14 protein-coding genes are annotated in these 17,577 nt (G+C 73.6%); 6 read left to right on the top strand and 8 right to left on the bottom strand.

Annotated features, from left to right (window positions below):
- Positions 1-350: 350 nt before the first annotated feature.
- Positions 351-1,835 (bottom strand): cell division protein PerM, encoded by a 1,485-nt coding sequence (locus CRP51_RS08735; RefSeq protein ID WP_141514569.1) that lies wholly within the window; start codon positions 1,833-1,835, stop codon positions 351-353.
- 74 nt (positions 1,836-1,909) lie between these two features.
- On the opposite strand from CRP51_RS08735, the gene CRP51_RS08730 reads away from it, so the two are divergent.
- Positions 1,910-2,632 carry a sigma factor-like helix-turn-helix DNA-binding protein gene (locus tag CRP51_RS08730; RefSeq protein WP_141514568.1) on the top strand — a complete coding sequence of 241 codons (723 nt, stop codon included), beginning with the start codon at positions 1,910-1,912 and terminating at the stop codon, positions 2,630-2,632.
- Positions 2,633-2,720: 88 nt separating this feature from the next.
- On the opposite strand, the gene sucD is transcribed toward CRP51_RS08730, so the two are convergent.
- The 3 genes from sucD to icmB form a co-directional block, all read right to left on the bottom strand.
- Complete coding sequence (sucD, locus tag CRP51_RS08725) at positions 2,721-3,605, bottom strand: succinate--CoA ligase subunit alpha (RefSeq protein ID WP_097230465.1); 885 nt, start codon at positions 3,603-3,605, stop codon at positions 2,721-2,723.
- 48 nt (positions 3,606-3,653) lie between these two features.
- Positions 3,654-4,829 carry an ADP-forming succinate--CoA ligase subunit beta gene (gene sucC, locus CRP51_RS08720; RefSeq protein ID WP_097230464.1) on the bottom strand — a complete coding sequence of 392 codons (1,176 nt, stop codon included), beginning with the start codon at positions 4,827-4,829 and terminating at the stop codon, positions 3,654-3,656.
- Positions 4,830-5,314: 485 nt separating this feature from the next.
- Positions 5,315-5,722: a coenzyme B12-dependent isobutyryl CoA mutase small subunit gene (gene icmB, locus CRP51_RS08715; RefSeq protein ID WP_097230463.1), complete on the bottom strand. Its 408-nt coding sequence runs from the start codon at positions 5,720-5,722 to the stop codon at positions 5,315-5,317.
- Between the two features lie 354 nt (positions 5,723-6,076).
- Here icmB and CRP51_RS08710 point away from each other — a divergent pair, with 354 nt between their 5' ends.
- On the top strand, positions 6,077-7,747 hold the full coding sequence (locus CRP51_RS08710) for a M23 family metallopeptidase (RefSeq protein WP_245880454.1): 1,671 nt from the start codon (positions 6,077-6,079) through the stop codon (positions 7,745-7,747).
- 84 nt (positions 7,748-7,831) lie between these two features.
- On the opposite strand, the gene CRP51_RS29120 is transcribed toward CRP51_RS08710, so the two are convergent.
- On the bottom strand, positions 7,832-8,602 hold the full coding sequence (locus tag CRP51_RS29120; RefSeq protein ID WP_212615860.1) for a hypothetical protein: 771 nt from the start codon (positions 8,600-8,602) through the stop codon (positions 7,832-7,834).
- Between the two features lie 157 nt (positions 8,603-8,759).
- Positions 8,760-11,204 carry a DNA helicase PcrA gene (gene pcrA / locus CRP51_RS08700; RefSeq protein WP_097230462.1) on the bottom strand — a complete coding sequence of 815 codons (2,445 nt, stop codon included), beginning with the start codon at positions 11,202-11,204 and terminating at the stop codon, positions 8,760-8,762.
- Positions 11,205-11,440: 236 nt separating this feature from the next.
- Here pcrA and CRP51_RS08695 point away from each other — a divergent pair, with 236 nt between their 5' ends.
- Together CRP51_RS08695 and CRP51_RS08690 are read left to right on the top strand one after the other, a co-directional pair.
- Positions 11,441-12,139, top strand: coding sequence for a DUF1707 SHOCT-like domain-containing protein (locus CRP51_RS08695; RefSeq protein ID WP_097230461.1), 699 nt, complete (start codon positions 11,441-11,443; stop codon positions 12,137-12,139).
- A gap of 326 nt (positions 12,140-12,465) precedes the next feature.
- Positions 12,466-13,650, top strand: a complete 1,185-nt coding sequence (locus CRP51_RS08690; RefSeq protein ID WP_097230460.1) for a C40 family peptidase — start codon at positions 12,466-12,468, stop codon at positions 13,648-13,650.
- Positions 13,651-13,715: 65 nt separating this feature from the next.
- Here CRP51_RS08690 and CRP51_RS08685 read toward each other — a convergent pair whose 3' ends face one another.
- Complete coding sequence (locus CRP51_RS08685; RefSeq protein ID WP_097230459.1) at positions 13,716-14,789, bottom strand: Gfo/Idh/MocA family protein; 1,074 nt, start codon at positions 14,787-14,789, stop codon at positions 13,716-13,718.
- Positions 14,790-14,905: 116 nt separating this feature from the next.
- Here CRP51_RS08685 and CRP51_RS08680 point away from each other — a divergent pair, with 116 nt between their 5' ends.
- Both CRP51_RS08680 and CRP51_RS08675 read left to right on the top strand, forming a co-directional pair.
- Positions 14,906-15,316: a RidA family protein gene (locus CRP51_RS08680; RefSeq protein ID WP_097230458.1), complete on the top strand. Its 411-nt coding sequence runs from the start codon at positions 14,906-14,908 to the stop codon at positions 15,314-15,316.
- A gap of 140 nt (positions 15,317-15,456) precedes the next feature.
- The gene (locus tag CRP51_RS08675; RefSeq protein WP_097230457.1) at positions 15,457-17,103 is read left to right on the top strand and encodes a TlrC/CarA/OleB/SrmB family ABC-F type ribosomal protection protein; all 1,647 of its coding nucleotides are present in this window, start codon (positions 15,457-15,459) and stop codon (positions 17,101-17,103) included.
- A 24-nt stretch (positions 17,104-17,127) separates the two neighbouring features.
- Here the strand turns inward: CRP51_RS08675 and CRP51_RS08670 are convergent, their stop codons facing one another.
- Positions 17,128-17,475 carry a hypothetical protein gene (locus tag CRP51_RS08670; protein WP_097230456.1) on the bottom strand — a complete coding sequence of 116 codons (348 nt, stop codon included), beginning with the start codon at positions 17,473-17,475 and terminating at the stop codon, positions 17,128-17,130.
- Positions 17,476-17,577 lie beyond the last annotated feature (102 nt).

Here is a 17,577-nt window from a genome sequence, read left to right as displayed (position 1 = left end):
CGCGGTTCCCCGCGCCCCCGAGCCGCCCACCGGCCGAGAAGGGGCGCGGGGAACGGCGCGAGCAACCACACACCGGGCTCACGCCGACAACCCACCCGGCCGACCAGGACCACAGTCGTCTCACGCCCGCCACCCATGCACCGCGCAGTTCCCCGCGCCCCCAAACCGCCCACCGGCCGAGAAGGGGCGCGAGGAACGGCGCGAGCAACCACACACCGGGCTCACGCCGACAACCCACCCAGCCAGCGCGGCACCATAGTCGACCAACCCCCGCCACCCAGCACTCGCGCGGGGAACGGCGCGAGCAACCACACACCGGGCTCACGCCGACAACCCGCCCAAACCCCGAGCTAACGGTGGTCGTCCATCCGGGAGACCAGCTCACCGGAGGACTTCCGGAGCGCTGACCAGCGGGTCAGCCGCGCGTCCGTGGTGTGCCACTCTGGGACCGGCTCCTCGCGCCGCCGCCGGCGGCGGGGCCACGCCGGCCGGCGCGCCCGCCGCGGCGGGCGCGGGCGCACCCGCGCCCCCGGCCGCTCACGGCCCAGCAGCCCGGCCAGCACCAGCCGCGGCTGGTGGAGCCGCAGCAGCCGCAACGCCCACGCCACCGGCAGCGCCGCCAGCGCCCACCCCGCCGCTACCGCCCCGGTCAGCCAGCCGTGCGGCCCGAACTGGGCCAGTTCCCCGGCGCCCAGCGGCCCCCCTGCCAGCGTCCCGAGCCAGCCGAGCAGCAGCCCGGTACCGGCGGCGGCCAGCAGCGCGGTCAGCGCCGTTCCCCACCACCCGGCGGCGGTGCCGCGTTCGCCGGGGACGGGCACGGCCCACCGCGCGACCAGCCCCGCGATCACGAGGACACCGGCCAGCGGGACCGCCGCCGTGCACCACAGCAGCACTCCGTCGGGGGTGCCGTGCGGCAGACCTGCGAGCAGCGGGAACGGCGGCGGGACCGGTTCGCCGCTGACCGCCAGGGGGGAGAGCAGGCTGCCGCCGCCGAGCGTGAAGCCGGGCCCGAGGCCGTAGGCGGCGCCCCAGACGGCGGCGTTGGGCGCCAACGCGCAGCCGAGCAGCAGCACGGCGAGCCGGCCCGACCAGTCGCCGCTCAGCGCGACCAGCGTGCCCTGTGCCGCCGACGCGTGGAGCAGCAGCGCCCCGGCCGCCAGCAGCGCGCCGACGCCGCAGCAGGCGGCGGCCCCGCCGAGCGCGGCGCGGCCGGCGCCAGCCAGCCGTTCCGCCGTGAACGGCCCCGCCCAGCGGGCCGCTCGCCAGCCGTCCGGTGGCGTCCAGGGCGCGACCCCGCTGAGCACCCACGCAGAGACGACGGTCACCAGCACGGCGAAGAGCGGCAGTTGGAGCGCGGTCGACAGAAGCCCGGGGGCGAGGTCGGCCGGCGAGGCGAAGACCGCGGCGGCGGCGCCGGTGAGCAGGTAGCCGGCGCAGAGCCACCGGGCGACGGCGAACGCCTCCCCCGGCGCGGCGGCCCACTCGGCGTCCTCGGGGTCGGGCCGCAGGGTGACCCGGACCGCGCGGTGCAGCAGCCAGACGGGGAGCGCCGCCAGCAGCAGCGGGGTGAGGCCGACGGGCGCGGTGCCGCCGTAGAGCGTGTCGTGGCGGACCAGTTCGCAGCCGTGGGCCAGCAGCCACAGGTCGGCCGCGATCCGCAGCGCCCCCGTCGCGCCGTGGTCCGGGTAGGGGGAGAGCACCCAGAACAGCAGCACCAGGACGGCGAGGCCGCCGAGGCCGAGGCCGGCCGCGAGCATTCCTTCGAGAAACCACCGGCCCTGGGCGCGGCCGGGGGGCGCGGTCCGCCGCAGGGCCGACTGAGTGAGGTGTCGCACCGGGCCATGCTCCCAACAACACCCGAAGTGTCCCGGTAATGGGTTTTCGCCGCAGTGTCGGCCACCATCCCCATATGACCCGTTTTAAGGATAATCCTCCTCGGCATCGCCGAGGCCGAGGCCGTCCCCGGAGACCGGACCGCGGCGTCGCCACCCCGGAGCCCGACGCCCGCGACGCGTTCGTCGCGCTCTACGAGGGGCACGCCGCGCCGCTGCTGCGGCAGGCGCTGCTGCTCGGCGGGGACCACGCGGTGGCGCGCCGCGCGGTGGCGCGCGCCTTCCGGCTGGCCTGGGAGTCCTGGCCGGAGGTGGCGACGGACCAGGACCCGGCCGGCTGGGTGCGCGCCAGTTGTCACGAGCACGCGCTCGCGCCCTGGCACCGCTACGTTCCCGACCGCTGGCGTGATCCGGTGGTGCCGGCGGACGACGACGGCGAGCTGACCGTGGCGCTGCTGGCGCTGCCGCCCGCCTACCGGCGGACGCTGCTGCTCGCCGACGGCCTCGGCCTCGGGCAGGCGGCGGTGGCCGCCGAGTGCGAGGCCAGCACGGCGGCGACGGCGAGCCGGCTGCGGCACGCCAGGGCCGCGCTGGCCGAGAGACTGCCGGGGGTCGCGGACCCGGCCGAGGCGTTGGGCCGCGCGACGCGGTCCCGGCCGGGCGCGCCGCCGCCGCCGGCCGCCGAGGCCCTCCGGGCCAGCGAACGCACCACCCGCAGGATCGTGCGCGGCTCGGCCGCGCTCTTCGCCGGCACCGCCGTCACGCTGGCCGGCTCGGGGGTGCTGGCCGCGCTCCAGTGACGACCGGCCGGGCGGCACCGCCGCGGAAAACGCCGAGGGCGCCCGGTCGGCCGTGGCCGACGGGCGCCCCCAGCGGGAACGAGGGTCCTCAGCCGGCCAGCGACTCCCGCGCCAGCAGGGCGGTCTCGGACGGGGTCTTCCCGACCTTGACGCCGGCGGCCTCCAGGGCCTCCTTCTTCGCCTGGGCGGTGCCGGACGAGCCGGAGACGATGGCGCCCGCGTGGCCCATCGTCTTGCCCTCGGGCGCGGTGAAGCCCGCCACATAGCCGACGACCGGCTTGGTGACGTTCTCCTTGATGAAGTCGGCGGCGCGCTCCTCGGCGTCGCCGCCGATCTCGCCGATCATCACGATCAGGTCGGTCTCCGGGTCCGCCTCGAACGCGGCGAGCGCGTCGATGTGCGTGGTGCCGATGATCGGGTCACCGCCGATGCCCACGCACGAGCTGAAGCCGATGTCCCGCAGCTCGTACATCATCTGGTACGTCAGCGTGCCGGACTTGGAGACCAGCCCGATGCGGCCGGGCTTGGTGATGTCCGCCGGGATGATGCCCGCGTTGGACTGCCCGGGGGTGATCAGGCCGGGGCAGTTCGGACCGACGATGCGCGTCTTGTTGCCCTTCTGGCCCGCGTAGGACCAGAACGCGGCGGTGTCGTGCACCGCGATGCCCTCGGTGATCACCACGGCCAGCGGGATCTCGGCGTCGATGGCCTCGATCACGGCGGACTTGGTGAACTTCTCCGGCACGAAGATCACGGTCACGTCGGCGCCGGTGGCCTCGATGGCCTCCTGCACGCCGCCGAAGACGGGGACCTCGGTGCCGTCGAAGTCGACGCTGGTGCCGGCCTTGCGCGGGTTGACGCCGCCGACGATGTTGGTGCCGGCGGCCAGCATCCGCCGGGTGTGCTTCTGGCCCTCGGAGCCGGTCATCCCCTGGACGATGACCTTGCTCTCCTTGGTGAGGAAGATAGCCATGGTGTGAGTCTCGCTGTCCTCTGTTCTCGTCTGTCCCGATCGGGGGCGTTACTTGGCGGCCAGCTCCGCGGCCCTGTCGGCCGCGCCGTCCATGGTGTCGACCTGCTCGACCAGCGGGTGGTTGGCGTCGGTCAGGATCTTGCGCCCCAACTCGGCGTTGTTGCCGTCGAGCCGCACCACCAGGGGCTTGTTGACGTCCTCGCCCTTCTCGCGCAGCAGTTCGAGGGCCTGGACGATGCCGTTGGCGACGGCGTCGCAGGCGGTGATGCCGCCGAAGACGTTCACGAAGACGGACTTGACGTCCGGGTCGCCCAGGATGATCTCCAGGCCGTTGGCCATCACCTCGGCGGAGGCGCCGCCGCCGATGTCCAGGAAGTTGGCCGGCTTCGCCCCGCCGTGCTTCTCGCCCGCGTAGGCGACCACGTCGAGGGTGCTCATGACCAGGCCGGCGCCGTTGCCGATGATGCCGACGTTGCCGTCGTCCAGCTTCACGTAGTTGAGGCCGCGCTCCTTGGCCGCCGCCTCCAGCGGGTTGGCGGCGTCGCGGTCCTCCAGCGCGGCGTGGTCGGGCTGACGGAACTCGGCGTTGCCGTCCAGCGACACCTTGCCGTCCAGCGCGATGATCCGCCCGTCGCCGGTCTTCACCAGCGGGTTGACCTCGACCAGCAGGGCGTCCTCGTTGACGAAGACCCCCCACAGCTTCACCAGCACGTCGGCGACCTGCTCGGCCACCTCGGCGGGGAAGCGGGCGGCCGCGACGATCTCGCGCGCCTTCTCCGCGCTGACGCCGTCCACGGCGTCGACGGGGATGCGGGCCAGCGCCTCCGGCTTGGTGGCGGCCACCTCCTCGATGTCCATGCCGCCCTCGACGGAGGCCATCGCCAGGAAGGTGCGGTTGGTGCGGTCCAGCAGGAACGAGACGTAGTACTCGTCCGCGATGTCCGCGGTCTGGGCCAGCATCACGCGGTGCACCGTGTGGCCCTTGATGTCCATGCCGAGGATGGCCCCGGCCTTCTCCACGGCGTCCGCCGGGTCGGAGGCGAGCTTGACGCCGCCGGCCTTCCCACGACCACCGGTCTTCACCTGCGCCTTGACGACCGCGCGACCGCCAAGCCGCTCGGTCACCTCACGCGCCGCCTCCGGCGTGTCGATGACTTCGCCGGCCAGCACCGGCACGCCATGCTTGGCGAAGAGATCCCTCGCCTGGTACTCGAACAGGTCCACGCTCGCGTCCGTCCTCAGTCGTCAGTGAATCTCGCGGTTCGTTCTCGACGTGGGCGTGCCGCGTGGCCGCGATGCGAGGCGATGAGTGCGAGCGAGCGCACGCGGCATGTCCGAAGTCGAGCGTATCGGTGCCCTGCGGGCGTTCCGGGCCCCGGGTCACCCCTGAGCGGTGAGACCCGTCACAACCCACCCGCCCGGTACCGCACCGTAGTCGCCTGACCCCCGCCACGAGCACCCCGCGCCCCACCTCGCCCCCGACCGGCCGGGACCATGCTCGACCGCGGCCCGCCCCCCGTGCGCCGCGCGGCTCCCCGCGCCCCTGACGGGACCGCCACCCGCCGAGTGCCCACGGGCACCCGACCGCGAACGCCGACCCGCACGAGGGACACGGGTGAGGGGCACGGGGGACCGACCACCGGGCCGAGGGGCGCCCCCGCCCCGACCGGCCAGGCCGGCAGTCGGCCGGACCCCGCCGCGAAGGGCCGCTACAGGCCCGCGCGCACGTGGGAACGGACCCACTCGACGACCTCACCCGTCGGCGCGCCGGGCGTGAAGATCTCCGCCACCCCCTGCTCCTTCAACGGCGGGATGTCGTCCTCCGGGATGATCCCCCCGCCGAAGACCGTGATGTCGCCCGCGTCCTGCTCGCGCAGCAGCTCCAACACGCGCGAGAACAGCGTGTTGTGCGCCCCCGAGAGGATGGAGAGGCCGATGGCGTCGGCGTCCTCCTGGATCGCCGTGGCCACGATCTGCTCCGGCGTCTGGTGCAGTCCGGTGTAGATGACCTCCATCCCCGCGTCCCTCAGCGCCCGGGCGATCAGCTTGATGCCACGGTCGTGCCCGTCGAGCCCCGGCTTGGCCACGACGACCCTGATCGGTCCTGACTCACCCATCGACTGCCTCCCAAGGAACGCGCCACCGAGCCGACGCGAACGAACGTTAACCACAGCATCGCGCACCGACCCCCCGCCCGTCAGCGGCGGGTGACCCCGGCCGGGAAAACCCCTCGGGGAAGGCCCCGGTAACACCGCCCAACCCCCCAGGAATTCGAACTGCACTCGAACAAATGGTGCGGTCTCCATGGCCCCTCCGTCGAAAGGCGAGCTATTGCCCGTTTCCTCATGTCTGGAAACCCAAGAACAACCGGCCGAAGATTGTGGGGCTCGCGTACCCCCGGGTACAGTCACCGTCCAGCAGCCGCCGGGTCCCCACCCCAGCTCCTGTTGTCGAGCCGAAAGGCATGGTCGGTGAGCGATCGTCTGTTGTCGGGAGCCCCCGACCAGTTGGACTACTCCGGCCTCGGATCCTTTCCCTCCCCCGGCTTCGGCGAGAGCCCCCAGGACAGCTACGCGGGGCACTACGCGACCGCCCAGGGCACGGGCGAGATGACGGGCCATCAGGACACCTACACGCCCTCGGGCGGACAGGACCAGGGATACGGCTACGGGCAGGCGTACGGCGGCTACGGCACCGGGTTCGACGGCGCGGGGTACGACACCGGCGGCGCCGGGACCGCGTGGGGCGCCGCCCCGACGGGCGCGGCCGGCCACGGCTACCAGGGCGACGGCTACCAGGACCCGGCCTACCGGCAGCAGGATTTCCCGGCCTACTACCCCGAACAACAGAGCCAGCCGGCCGAGTACGGCGGTTATCCGCGGCAGTCCGCGCCGACGAACGAACAGCCGCAGGACCAGGGGCTGTTCGCCCCGTCCGCCGAGCGGTACGGCACGGACCCGTACGCCGGCGACTCCCCCTACGGCGACGGGTACGGCACCGCCACCACCGGCTACGCCGCGGACACGTACCCCGACGGCGCTTACGCCGAGGGCACGTACGCCGGCGACTCCTTCGGCGGCGACCAGGCGCCGCGTCACGACACCGGGCAGTTCGAGACGCCGCGGTTCGACACCGGGCAGTTCGAGGCCGTGCGGAGCGAGTGGAGCGACTGGAGCGCCCAGGACGCGACCCCCTCCGGCGGGTGGGCCGTCGAGCCGGACGCGTTCGCCGCGATGGAGACCGCCACCTTCGAACGGGCCGCCGAGGAGACCGGCGAGCAGCCGGCGGTCGGCGTGTGGAACGACACCGCGTGCGAGGACGCGCCCGACGACGGGCCGGCGGAGCCCGCGGCCGGGGAACGGGCCTTCACCCCCCGCCCCGCCGCCGTCGGCAAGCCGCTCGACCGGGGGCGGCGACGCTGCCCGAAGTCCCGCCGGTCCGCGCTGCTGAGCGTCGCCGCGCCGTCCCTCGCGGTGCTCGGCGTCACGGCGGCGGCCACCGCGGCGACCGTCACCAACTCCTCCGACCCCACCGAACCCCCGCCCGTCGCGGCCCCCGACCCCTCCGAGGTCGAGGAGATCGCCGCCAACGAGGAGTTCAACACCCAGCTCCAGGGCCTCACCCAGGCGGCCGACGACTACGCGGACCGCGCCAGCCGCACCCAGGGCCGGATGGATCTCGCCGCGCAGATCGAGGCCGAGGAGCAGGCGGCGGCCGAGGAGGCCGCGCGCATCGAGGCCGCGCGGCAGAAGTTCTTCCTGCCGGTCGAACAGCGCGGGCTGAGCGCCTACTACGGCCAGGCCGGCGTCAACTGGATGTCCACCCACACCGGGATCGACTTCCCGGTCGGCTACGGCACCCCGGTGCGGGCCGCGACCGACGGCGTGATCACCACCCAGTCGCACCCGAGCTACGGCAACATGATGATCCTGACCGCCCCCGACGGCACCGAGACCTGGTACGCGCACCTCCAGTCCACGGTCTTCTACTCGGGCTCCGTCCAGGCCGGCACCGTGATCGCCTACTCCGGCAGCTCCGGCACCTCCACGGGACCCCACCTGCACTTCGAGGTCAGGCCCGGCGGCGGCTCACCGATCGACCCGTTGACCTGGCTGCGCAACCAGGGCCTCGAACCCACATAGGCCCCGCCCGCTCGCGACACACGGCGGACGCGCCGGCCCCCTCCGGGACCGGCGCGTCCGCCGTCGGGTGACCGTCGTCGGCGCTCAGCGGCGGCGCTTCCTGTCGATCGAGGCGCACAGGCCGACGGCGCTGACCGGGGCCAGCACGAGCATCAGGTAGTTGTCCGCCTCCATGACCTCCGTCCAGAGGTCCCAGAGATCGCCGAAGTCCTGGAAGAAGATCTCCACCGCGTTCTTGACCTCGACGCCGTTGGCCGCCGCCAGTTCGCTGTCCAGGTCGGACATGCTCTCCGCGACGAAGAGCGCGATGCCGTACAACTCGCCGGCCACGGCGGCGACCAGCGCCAGCACGGCGGCGGCGGCCCAGACCCCGTAGTTGCGCCGGGTCAGGAACGCGGGGCCGACGGCGACCAACGCGCCGACCAGCAGGAAGAGCCACGGGTACTGGCTCGCCTCGCCGGTCTGCTCGTCGATGGACTCCTTGTAGATCATCGCGTACACGATGCTCGCGATCAGCGTGGCGCCGAGCGCCGCGAGAACGGCCAGCAGCGGGTTGTTCACGCCCCCGCCGGGCGGCGGGGGCGGCGGGAAGCCGCCGGGCGGGCCGCCGTACGGGCCGGGCTGCTGCCCGGGGCCCGGATAGGGCGGCTGACCGCCGTAACCGGGCTGCTGCGGCGGCTGCCCGTAACCGGGCTGCGGCTGCTGCGGGTAGCCGTACCCCTGCTGCGGGGGCGGGGACTGCTGCGGGTAGCCGTACCCCTGCTGCTGCCCGTACGGGCCGGGGCCCTGGGGCTGTTGCGGCGGCGGCTGCCCTCCGTACCCGCCCTGCGGACCTTGCTGCCAGGGCTGGCTCATGGGTTCCCCCTGAGGAAGAGAAGTAGAGCGCGCCCCGCGAGAGCGGTAGGTGCACGGGGCTCCGAACGTACGGGAGACATCCCACCGCCCGGCTTGCCCGGCGACAACCCCTTTCCCCGGTCTGTGACAGGACAGCGACAGAGTCAGGACCCGCAGGTCAAAGCTTCTCCACCGGCGCGTACCGCAGCAGCAGCCGCTTGGGCTTCTCGCCGCCGAAGTCGATGCTGGCCTCGGCCCGGTCGCCCTCGCCCTGGACGGCGACGACGCGCCCCATCCCGAACGTGTCATGCGTCACCCGGTCCCCCGGGGCGAGCGAGACCACCGGGCGGTCGGGCTTGCGGCCGGTGGCGAACCCGCCGGCAGGAGCGCCGCCGCGGCGGGCGACCACCGGGGCCTTCGGCTCCGGTGCCCTGACCGTCGGGCCGGTGCGCCGCCAGTCCATGAACTCCTCGGGCACCTCCTCCAGGAACCGGGAGGGCGGATTGTGCTGCGGCTGCCCCCACGCGCTGCGCAGCACCGATCGCGTCACATACAGCCGCTGCCTGGCGCGGGTGATCCCCACATACGCCAGCCGGCGCTCCTCCTCCAGCTCCTTCGTCTTGCCCAGCGACCGCATGTGCGGGAAGACCCCGTCCTCCATGCCGGTCAGGAAGACCACGGGGAACTCCAGTCCCTTCGCGGTGTGCAGCGTCATCAACGTGATCACGCCGCCCTCGTCCTCCTCGTCCGGGATCTCGTCGGAGTCCGCGACCAGCGCCACCCGCTCCAGGAAGTCGGCGAGCGTGCCGGGCGACTCGTCCTCCGCGTTGGCCCGCTCCTGCTCGAACTCCAGGGCGACGGCCGCCAGCTCCTGGAGGTTCTCCACGCGGGTCTCGTCCTGCGGGTCGGTGGAGGACTGCAACTCGGCCAGATAGCCCGTGCGTTCCAGCACCGCCTCCAGCACCGTGGCCGGACCCGCACCGGACTCGACCACCGTGCGCAGCTCCTCCAGCAGCACGTTGAACCTCCGGACCGCGTTGGCCGAGCGGGCCGCCATCCCGTACGCCTCGTCGACCCGGCGAAGCGCCTGGGCGAACGAGATCCGCTCGCGCAGCGCCAGGGCCTCGATCATCGCCTCGGCGCGGTCGCCGATGCCGCGCTTGGGGACGTTGAGGATGCGGCGCAGCGGCACCGTGTCCTCCGGGTTGGCCAGGACCCGCAGATAGGCCAGGACGTCGCGGACCTCACGCCGCTCGTAGAAGCGGACGCCGCCGACGACCTTGTACGGCAGGCCGACCCGGATGAAGACCTCCTCGAAGATCCGGGACTGGGCGTTGGTGCGGTAGAAGATCGCGACCTCGCCCGGCCTGGCGTCGCCCGCGTCCGTCAGCCGGTCGATCTCGTCGGCGACGAACTGGGCCTCGTCGTGCTCGGTGTCGGCGACATAGCCGGTGATCCGGGCGCCACCGCCCGAGTTGGTCCACAGGTGCTTGGGACGACGGTCCTCGTTCCGCGCGATCACCGCGTTGGCCGCGGAGAGGATCGTCTGCGTGGAGCGGTAGTTCTGCTCCAGCAGCAGCGTCGCCGCCTGCGGGAAGTCCTGCTCGAACTGGAGGATGTTGCGGATCGTGGCGCCCCGGAAGGCGTAGATCGACTGGTCCGCGTCGCCCACCACGCACAGCTCCGCCGGCTCCACCGCGCCGCCCGGCTCGCCGACCAGCTCCCTGATTAGCGTGTACTGGGCGATGTTGGTGTCCTGGTACTCGTCGACCAGGAGGTGCCGGAAGCGGCGGCGGTAGTGCTCGGCGACGTCGGGGAACGCCTGGAGCAGATGGACGGTGGTCATGATGATGTCGTCGAAGTCCAGCGCGTTGGCCTCGCGCAGCCGCGCCTGGTACATCGTGTACGCCTCGGAGAGCGTCTTCTCGAAGCCGTCGGTCGCCTGGCCCGCGAAGTCCTCCGGGTCGATCAGCTCGTTCTTCAGATTGGACACCTTGGCGCTGAACGACTTGGGCGGGAAGCGCTTCGGGTCCAGCTCCAGGTCCCGGCAGACCAGCGCCATCAGGCGCTTGGAGTCGGCGGCGTCGTAGATCGAGAAGCTGGAGGTGAAGCCGAGCTGGCGGCTCTCCCGGCGCAGGATGCGGACGCAGGCGCTGTGGAACGTCATCACCCACATCGCCTGGGCGCGCGGGCCGACCAGCTCCGCGACCCGCTCGCGCATCTCGCCGGCGGCCTTGTTGGTGAAGGTGATCGCGAGGATCTGCCCCGGGTGCGCGCCGCGCGCCGACAGCAGATGGGCGATGCGGTGGGTCAGCACCCGGGTCTTGCCCGAGCCGGCGCCGGCGACGATCAGCAGCGGCCCCCCGCTGTGCGTGACGGCGGCGCGCTGCTGCTCGTTGAGCCCGTCCAGCAGGGCGGCGGGGTCGGTGAGCGGCTTGCGCGCGCCGTTGCGGTAGTAGGCGTCCTCCTCGGCGGCCCGGGGCTCGGCGAAGGTGCCGGCGAACAGGTCGTCGGGGATGCCCTCGGGATCGGCGCCGTGCGCGTCCTCGGGCTCGGGGGGCGGCCCCTCGTCCGGGGTGGGGTCGAGGTCCGCCAGGGCTTGGTCGTCGAAGAGGCCGCTCATCGCCCACCGAGTCTAGAGGGCCCCACTGACAGCGGGCGCGCGGTCCGGTCACCCCGGGGGCGCGCTCGGGGGAGTCTCCGGGTCCGTCCCGGGGTTCGCCCGGAGCGGGCCCCGAGATCGTGCCGGGGAAGGCGACGCGGGCGACGCGCGCGGCTACGTTGAGAGGGAGGGTCCGGCGCCGCCGGACCGCCTCCGCCGGCAGGCGGGGCCAGCGCACAGGGAGGGGAAAGCGCGCCATGACATCCGTGAGTCAGCCCGGGGACGCGGGGGGTAGGGACATACGGGGAACGGAGGTCGCCGCCCCGGCGGCCGAGGGGCGTGAGACGGCGGACCCCAGGGCGGGGCTGCGCGCCTCGCACGCGGACCGCGAGGCGGTGGCCGAGCGACTGCGGGAGGCGGCGGGCGAGGGCCGGCTCGAACTGGAGGAGTTGGAGGAACGGCTGGAGGCGGCGTTCTCCGCGAAGACCTACGGCGACCTGGCCCCGTTGACCGCCGACCTGCCGGGCCCGCACCTGCGCCAGCCGCCGTCCATGGGCCCGCGGCCCCCGCGGGACGGCGGGGCGCCGCTGGTGCTCAAGGGCGGGCTGCACGGCGTGGAGCGGGTGGGCCGCTGGCAGGTGCCGCCGAGGATCGTGGTGACGGGCGGTCTCGGCGGCGCCAAGTTGGACTTCACCCGGACGGAACTGCCGCTGGGCGAGACGGAGGTGGAGGTGCACGGCGACATGGGCGGGGTCACCCTCGTCGTGCCGGAAGGCTGGCGCGTGGACACCACGGGCGTCGACCCGGCGATCGGCGGGCTGAGCGACCGCACCGGGGAGGACGCGCCGGAGAGCGCGCCGACGGTGTGGCTCACCGGCACCTGCGGGATCGCCGGCACGACGGTGCGCCACCCCAACCGCTGGGAACGTCGCCGCCTGCGCGACAACCCGTCCTGACCGGACGGCCGCCCGCCCGGTGCGAAGGGCGCGGGGACCGCGCGAGCAACCGTCCGCCGAGCCGCGGTCGACGGTCCACCCGAGCCGCGCGGGGCCCTCGTCGTCAGAAGCGATCACGAGGCAAAGATCACAACTTGGTTTCGGTCATATCGCGCATCAGCCTTCCCAAGAGCCCCGCCCAGTGACTAGCGTGCGGCGACAGGTGGCTCGCTCCCCTGACGCCGCACCCGGCGGCACGGGCCGCCTCCGTTCGTGGAGATCTCCCTCGCCGCGGCCCCCGGCCGCCAGCAGCCCACGACCGGCCAGGGATTGGAGACACACCGGCCTTGGGTACTCACCGCAAGCCGCGCGGCGGCATCCTGGAGTCCCCGTCCGCCCGCCGTGGAGCCGTCGGCTTCGGCGCGTGCGCGCTCGCCTCCGCGACGCTGTTCGGTCAGCCGGCCTTCGCCGACGACGACGAGCCGCAGGGCATCGAGGAGCAGCGCGACCGCGCCACCTCGGCCGCGGAGCGGGCCCGCGAGGTGCGGGAGCAGGTCGACGCGCTCTACCACGAGGCGGGCGTCGCCACCCAGCACTACAACGCCTCCCAGGAGGACGTGGACGCTCAACAGGGCCAGGTGGACGAGGCGTTGGCCGCCGCGGACGCCGCCACCGAGCAGGTGAACGAGGCCCGGCAGACGCTGGGCGCGATGGCCGCGGCCCAGTACCGCGCGGGCACGGGCGGGCTGCCGGACGCCGCCGCGATGCTGCTCGCCGACGACCCGAAGAGCTTCTTCGACATCGGCTACACGCTCGACCGCCTGACCAGCCTCCAGCAGCACGCGTTGGACCGCTTCTCCGAGCGCGAGCAGGCGGCCGACGAGGAACGGGACGCCGCCACCGAGGCGTTGGCCGAGCTGGAGGAGCGGGAGCGAGAGCTCCAGTCGCAGAAGCAGGAGGTCCAGGACCGGCTCGCGGAGGCGCGCGCCCTGCTCGACCAGCTCGACGAGGAGGAGCAGGCCGAGCTGGAGGAGTTGGAGCGCCTCGAAGAGGAGGAGGCCGCCCGCCGCGCCGAGGAGGCCCGGCAGGAGCAGGAGCGGCGCGAACAGGAGGAGCGCGAGCGCCAGGAGCGGGAGGAGCGGGAGGAGCAGCCCGAGACCCCGCCGGACTCGGGCGACCACGCCTCCCTCGCCGAGGCCGCGATCGCCTTCGCCGAGGGCGAGTTGGGCAAGCCCTACGTGTGGGGCGCCACCGGGCCCAACAGCTACGACTGCTCAGGGCTCACCCAGGCGGCCTGGCGCGCGGCCGGCGTGGAGATACCCCGGGTCACCTGGGACCAGGTCAACATCGGGACGACCATCCCGCGCGACCAGATACAGCCGGGTGACCTGATCTTCTTCTACGACGACATCAGCCATGTCGGGCTCTACGTCGGCGACGGCCAGATGATCCACGCCCCCAAGCCGAACGACGTCATCAAGTACGAGTCGATCGACAACATGCCCTGGCACAGCGCCGTCCGCCCGGCCTGAGCCACCGCACCGTCGGCGCCGCCGCCCGCCCACCGGGCGGCGGCCCCGGTCGGCCGCCGCCGAGGTCAGCCGGACGTCCCCGCCCCCGGGCTGACGTCGGGGACCGGCACCGGCCGGGAGCCCTCCCGCAGGGAGCGCGCGCCGGCGACGCCGACCAGCGAGGCGGCGACGGCCTGCCGCACCGGCACCAGCGGGGGCCGCCCCCGTTCCACGGTCTCCCGCCAGCCCTGCAGCAGCAGCACGGTGGCCTCCCGTTCGCGTTCCACCTCCGCGCCGTCGAGGAGCAGCCGCGGGGGCACGCGTTCCTCCTCGTGCGCCGCGGTGCCCTCCGCGGTCGCCCACGCCTCGCGGCGGATCCGCACCGACCAGGCGCGTTCGCCCGGGGCGCGCACCGACTCGGCCATCGCGTGGGTGCCGCGCAGCGTCACCGCGCTCCAGTGACCCTCCGGTTCGCCCTGGAGGAAGCAGAAGCGGCTGACCGCCAACGCGCCGCTGGAGAGCCGGACCACGAGCACCACCGCCGTCGTCGCTTCCCCCTCGTCGACGGGGAACGCGGAGACCTCGACCGGCCAGGCGCCGGTGAGGGCCAGGATCGGCGAGAGGGTGTGGGTGCAGTAGGCGGTCGGCGCGATGCGGCCCCGCCAGTGGTCCGGGTCGCCGGTCAGCTCCGCGAGCGCCTCCGGGGAGAGGCCGTGCAGGTAGTCGGCCTCGACCAGTTGGAGACGCCCCAGCTCGCCGGCGTCCACGGCCTGCCGCAGCAGTCGGGTGCCCGGCATCAGCGGGTAGTTCTCGGCGAAGGAGTAGCTGGCGCTCGACGCCTCGGCCGCGGCGATCAGCCGCCGCCCCTCCTCCTCGTCCACGCAGGCGGCGGTCTCCGAGAGCACGGCGACGCCCCGTTCCAGAAAGGCGACGGCGAGCGGTGCGTGGGCGTCGAAGTCGTTGGCCAGCACCACCCCGTCGAGGCCGGCGTCGAGCAGCGCGCGCCAGTCGTCCGTGCCGGCCGCCCCCGGGATCCGCGCCAGCGCGGCCGACAGCCGCGCCGGGTCACGGTCGCAGACCATCCCCACCTCGATCCCCACCCGTCGGCACCACCGCGCCAGATGCAGGCCCATCCCCAGTCCGACCACTCCGACTCTCATGGCCGCCACCCCAGCCCATCCGCCGGGCGGCGGCAAGCGAATTCACGCGCGGGCGCGGGCGCCGGCGTGCGACGATCACGCACGCGCACCACCCCCGACCAGCGAAAGGCGCCACCGTGCCGAAAGCCGTGACCCTGATCCGCTCCGCCGCGCTCTCCAATGTCGCGGAGTACGCCTACGCCGCCACCGCTCCCGCCGAGGCACGACTGGTCTTCCTCGCCGGCGCCTGCCCGTTGAACGCCGACGGTTCCACCGCGGCGGTCGGCGACTACGCGGGCCAGGCCGCCGTCGCCGTGGCCAACCTCCGCACGGCGCTGGCCGAGGCCGGCGCCGGGCTGACCGACGTGATCAACACCCGGGTGCTGGTGGCCAGTTCCGACCAGGCCGACCTGGTGGCGGCCTGGGAGGTGGTGCGGGACGCCTTCGGCGAGCACGACGTGCCCAGCACCCTGCTGGGGGTGACCGTGCTCGGTTACGACGACCAGCTGGTGGAGATCGAGGCGGTGGCGGCGCTGCTCGACGACTGACCCCGGGTGACGTTCCGTGACCGTTGCCAGCCCTGGGCCGCTCCGTCTACGCTGCCGTGACGCGCTCTTCCTGAGCCCCCGGCGCGCGGCTCACCTCGCGCACGCTCCCGCGCCCGCCCCACACCACCCCGGGGAGACCCGTGTCCTTCGCCACCACCTCGCAACTCACCCTGCGTGACATCACCAAGCGGTACGACGGCAGGACGGTGCTGCACCGGGTCACGCTCGCCGTCGGTCCCGGCGAGAAGGTGGGCGTGATCGGGGACAACGGCGCGGGCAAGTCCACGCTGCTGCGGCTGGCCGCCGGGTTCGAGCGGCCCGACCAGGGCGAGTTGACCGTCTCGGCACCCGGCGGCCTCGGCTATCTGCCGCAGACGCTCGCGCTGCCGCCGCAGGCCAGCGTCCAGGAGGCCGTCGACCTCGCGCTCGCCGACCTGCGCCAGCTTGAGGAGCGCATCCGCCGCGCCGAGAGCGCGATGGAGACGCGCGAGGGACCCGCGCTGACCGCCACGATGGCCCAGTACGCGGCGCTGGTGGAACGTTACGAGGCCCGCGACGGCTACCAGGCGGAGGCCAGGGTCGACATCGCGCTGCACGCCCTCGGCCTCCCCGGGCTGGCGCGCGACCGCGCCGTCGGCACCCTCTCCGGCGGGGAGCGCTCCCGGCTCGCCCTGGCCGCCACCCTCGCCGCCGCCCCCGAGCTGCTGCTGCTCGACGAGCCCACCAACGACCTCGACGACCAGGCCGTCGGCTGGCTGGAGGAGCAGCTCCGCGCCCACCGGGGGACGGTGGTCGCCGTCACCCACGACCGGGTCTTCCTCGAACGGCTGACCACCACCGTGCTGGAGGTCGAGGCCGGCGCCGTCACCCGGCACGGCGACGGCTACGCCGGCTATCTGCGCGCCAAGGCCGCCGAGCGGCGCCGGCGGCTCCAGCGTTTCGAGGAGTGGCGCGAGGAGTTGGCCCGCAACGAGCGGATCGCCGACGCGAACGTCGACCGGCTGGACGCCATCCCCCGCAAGGCGCCGATGGCCGCCTTCGGCCACGGCGCCTTCCGCCAACGCGGTCGCGAGCACGGCGCGGCCAGTCGCATCCGCAACGCGAGGGAACGGGTGGAGCGGCTGACCTCCGACCCCGTGGCGCCGCCGCCCGAGCCGTTGCGGTTCACCGGCCGCGTCGAGGAGACCGGCACCGCGCACGAGGGACCCGCCGTCGCGCTGCGCGGGGTGACGGTCCCCGGCCGGCTGACCGTGGACGCGCTGCGGCTCGGCCACGACGAACGGATCCTGGTCACCGGGCCCAACGGCGCCGGCAAGTCCACCCTGCTGCGGCTGATCGCCGGCGAGCTGACGCCGGAGTCGGGCACCGTCACGGTCCCCGGCCGCGTCGGCCATCTGCGGCAGCGCGAGACGCCCTGGCCGGAGCGGTACAGCGTGCTGCGCGCCTTCGCCCACGGCAGGGAGGGCGCCGGCGACCTGGACGAGCAGATCCGGACGCTGCTCTCGCTCGGGCTCTTCGAGCTGTCCGAACTGAGCCTGCGCGTCGGGGAGTTGTCCTACGGCCAGCGGCGGCGCATCGAGCTGGCCCGGCTGGTCACCGAGCCGGTGGACGTGCTGCTGCTCGACGAGCCGACCAACCACCTCTCCCCCGCGCTGGTCGAGGACCTGGAGACCGCGCTCGACGACTACCACGGCACGCTGGTCGTCGTCACCCACGACCGCCGTCTCCGCGCCCGCTTCGCCGGCCGTCAACTGACGGTGCGCGCGGGGCGGGTCGAGCAGGGGTAACGCCCGGGGCCGGGTTCCGACCGGTTACCAGACGGTGGCGATCACGATGTTGGCGACCGTGAGCAGACCGATGGTTCCCATGATCGCGGACGACACCTTCTCGCCGCGGTTGATATAGACCAGCACGGAGATCACGACCAGCAGCGCCAGCTTGACGGCGATCTTGGTGTTGTCGACCTCTTGGTCGTCGGCCTGGTTGAGCCCGACCAGGGCGAGTCCGGTGACCAGCATGGTGGCGGCCCCGTGCAACATTCCCGGCGTCACCAGGGCCTCACCCGCGCCGAGCGCCCTCACCTGCGCCAGCACCCCGCCGAGCAGCGCGGCGATGCCGATGATGTGCAGCGCGAGGACCAGATCAATGGCTACTCCCATGCCACGGAAGTCTAGTGAGCACCGCTCCGTCGCCCACCGGCGGGCTCCAGGGGGTTGACGGGTTCCTGTCACTCGTTCGACGATACTTCGACAGCTTGGGAG

This window comes from Streptomyces zhaozhouensis (assembly GCF_900230195.1).
Lineage (GTDB): Bacteria > Actinomycetota > Actinomycetes > Streptomycetales > Streptomycetaceae > Streptomyces > Streptomyces zhaozhouensis.
The sequence above is the reverse complement of the archived record's forward strand: the minus strand, read 5'-3'. Positions and strand labels throughout refer to the sequence as shown.

Bases quoted from the DNA above. Each gene is read 5' to 3' on its own strand.
- CRP51_RS08730 (WP_141514568.1), top strand. From the start codon at position 1,910: ATGACCCGTTTTAAGGATAATCCTCCTCGGCATCGCCGAGGCCGAGGC.
- CRP51_RS08685 (WP_097230459.1), bottom strand. From the start codon at position 14,789: ATGAGAGTCGGAGTGGTCGGACTGGGGATGGGCCTGCATCTGGCGCGG.
- icmB (WP_097230463.1), bottom strand. From the start codon at position 5,722: ATGGGTGAGTCAGGACCGATCAGGGTCGTCGTGGCCAAGCCGGGGCTC.
- pcrA (WP_097230462.1), bottom strand. From the start codon at position 11,204: ATGAGCGGCCTCTTCGACGACCAAGCCCTGGCGGACCTCGACCCCACC.
- sucD (WP_097230465.1), bottom strand. From the start codon at position 3,605: ATGGCTATCTTCCTCACCAAGGAGAGCAAGGTCATCGTCCAGGGGATG.
- CRP51_RS29120 (WP_212615860.1), bottom strand. From the start codon at position 8,602: ATGAGCCAGCCCTGGCAGCAAGGTCCGCAGGGCGGGTACGGAGGGCAG.
- CRP51_RS08695 (WP_097230461.1), top strand. From the start codon at position 11,441: ATGACATCCGTGAGTCAGCCCGGGGACGCGGGGGGTAGGGACATACGG.
- CRP51_RS08670 (WP_097230456.1), bottom strand. From the start codon at position 17,475: ATGGGAGTAGCCATTGATCTGGTCCTCGCGCTGCACATCATCGGCATC.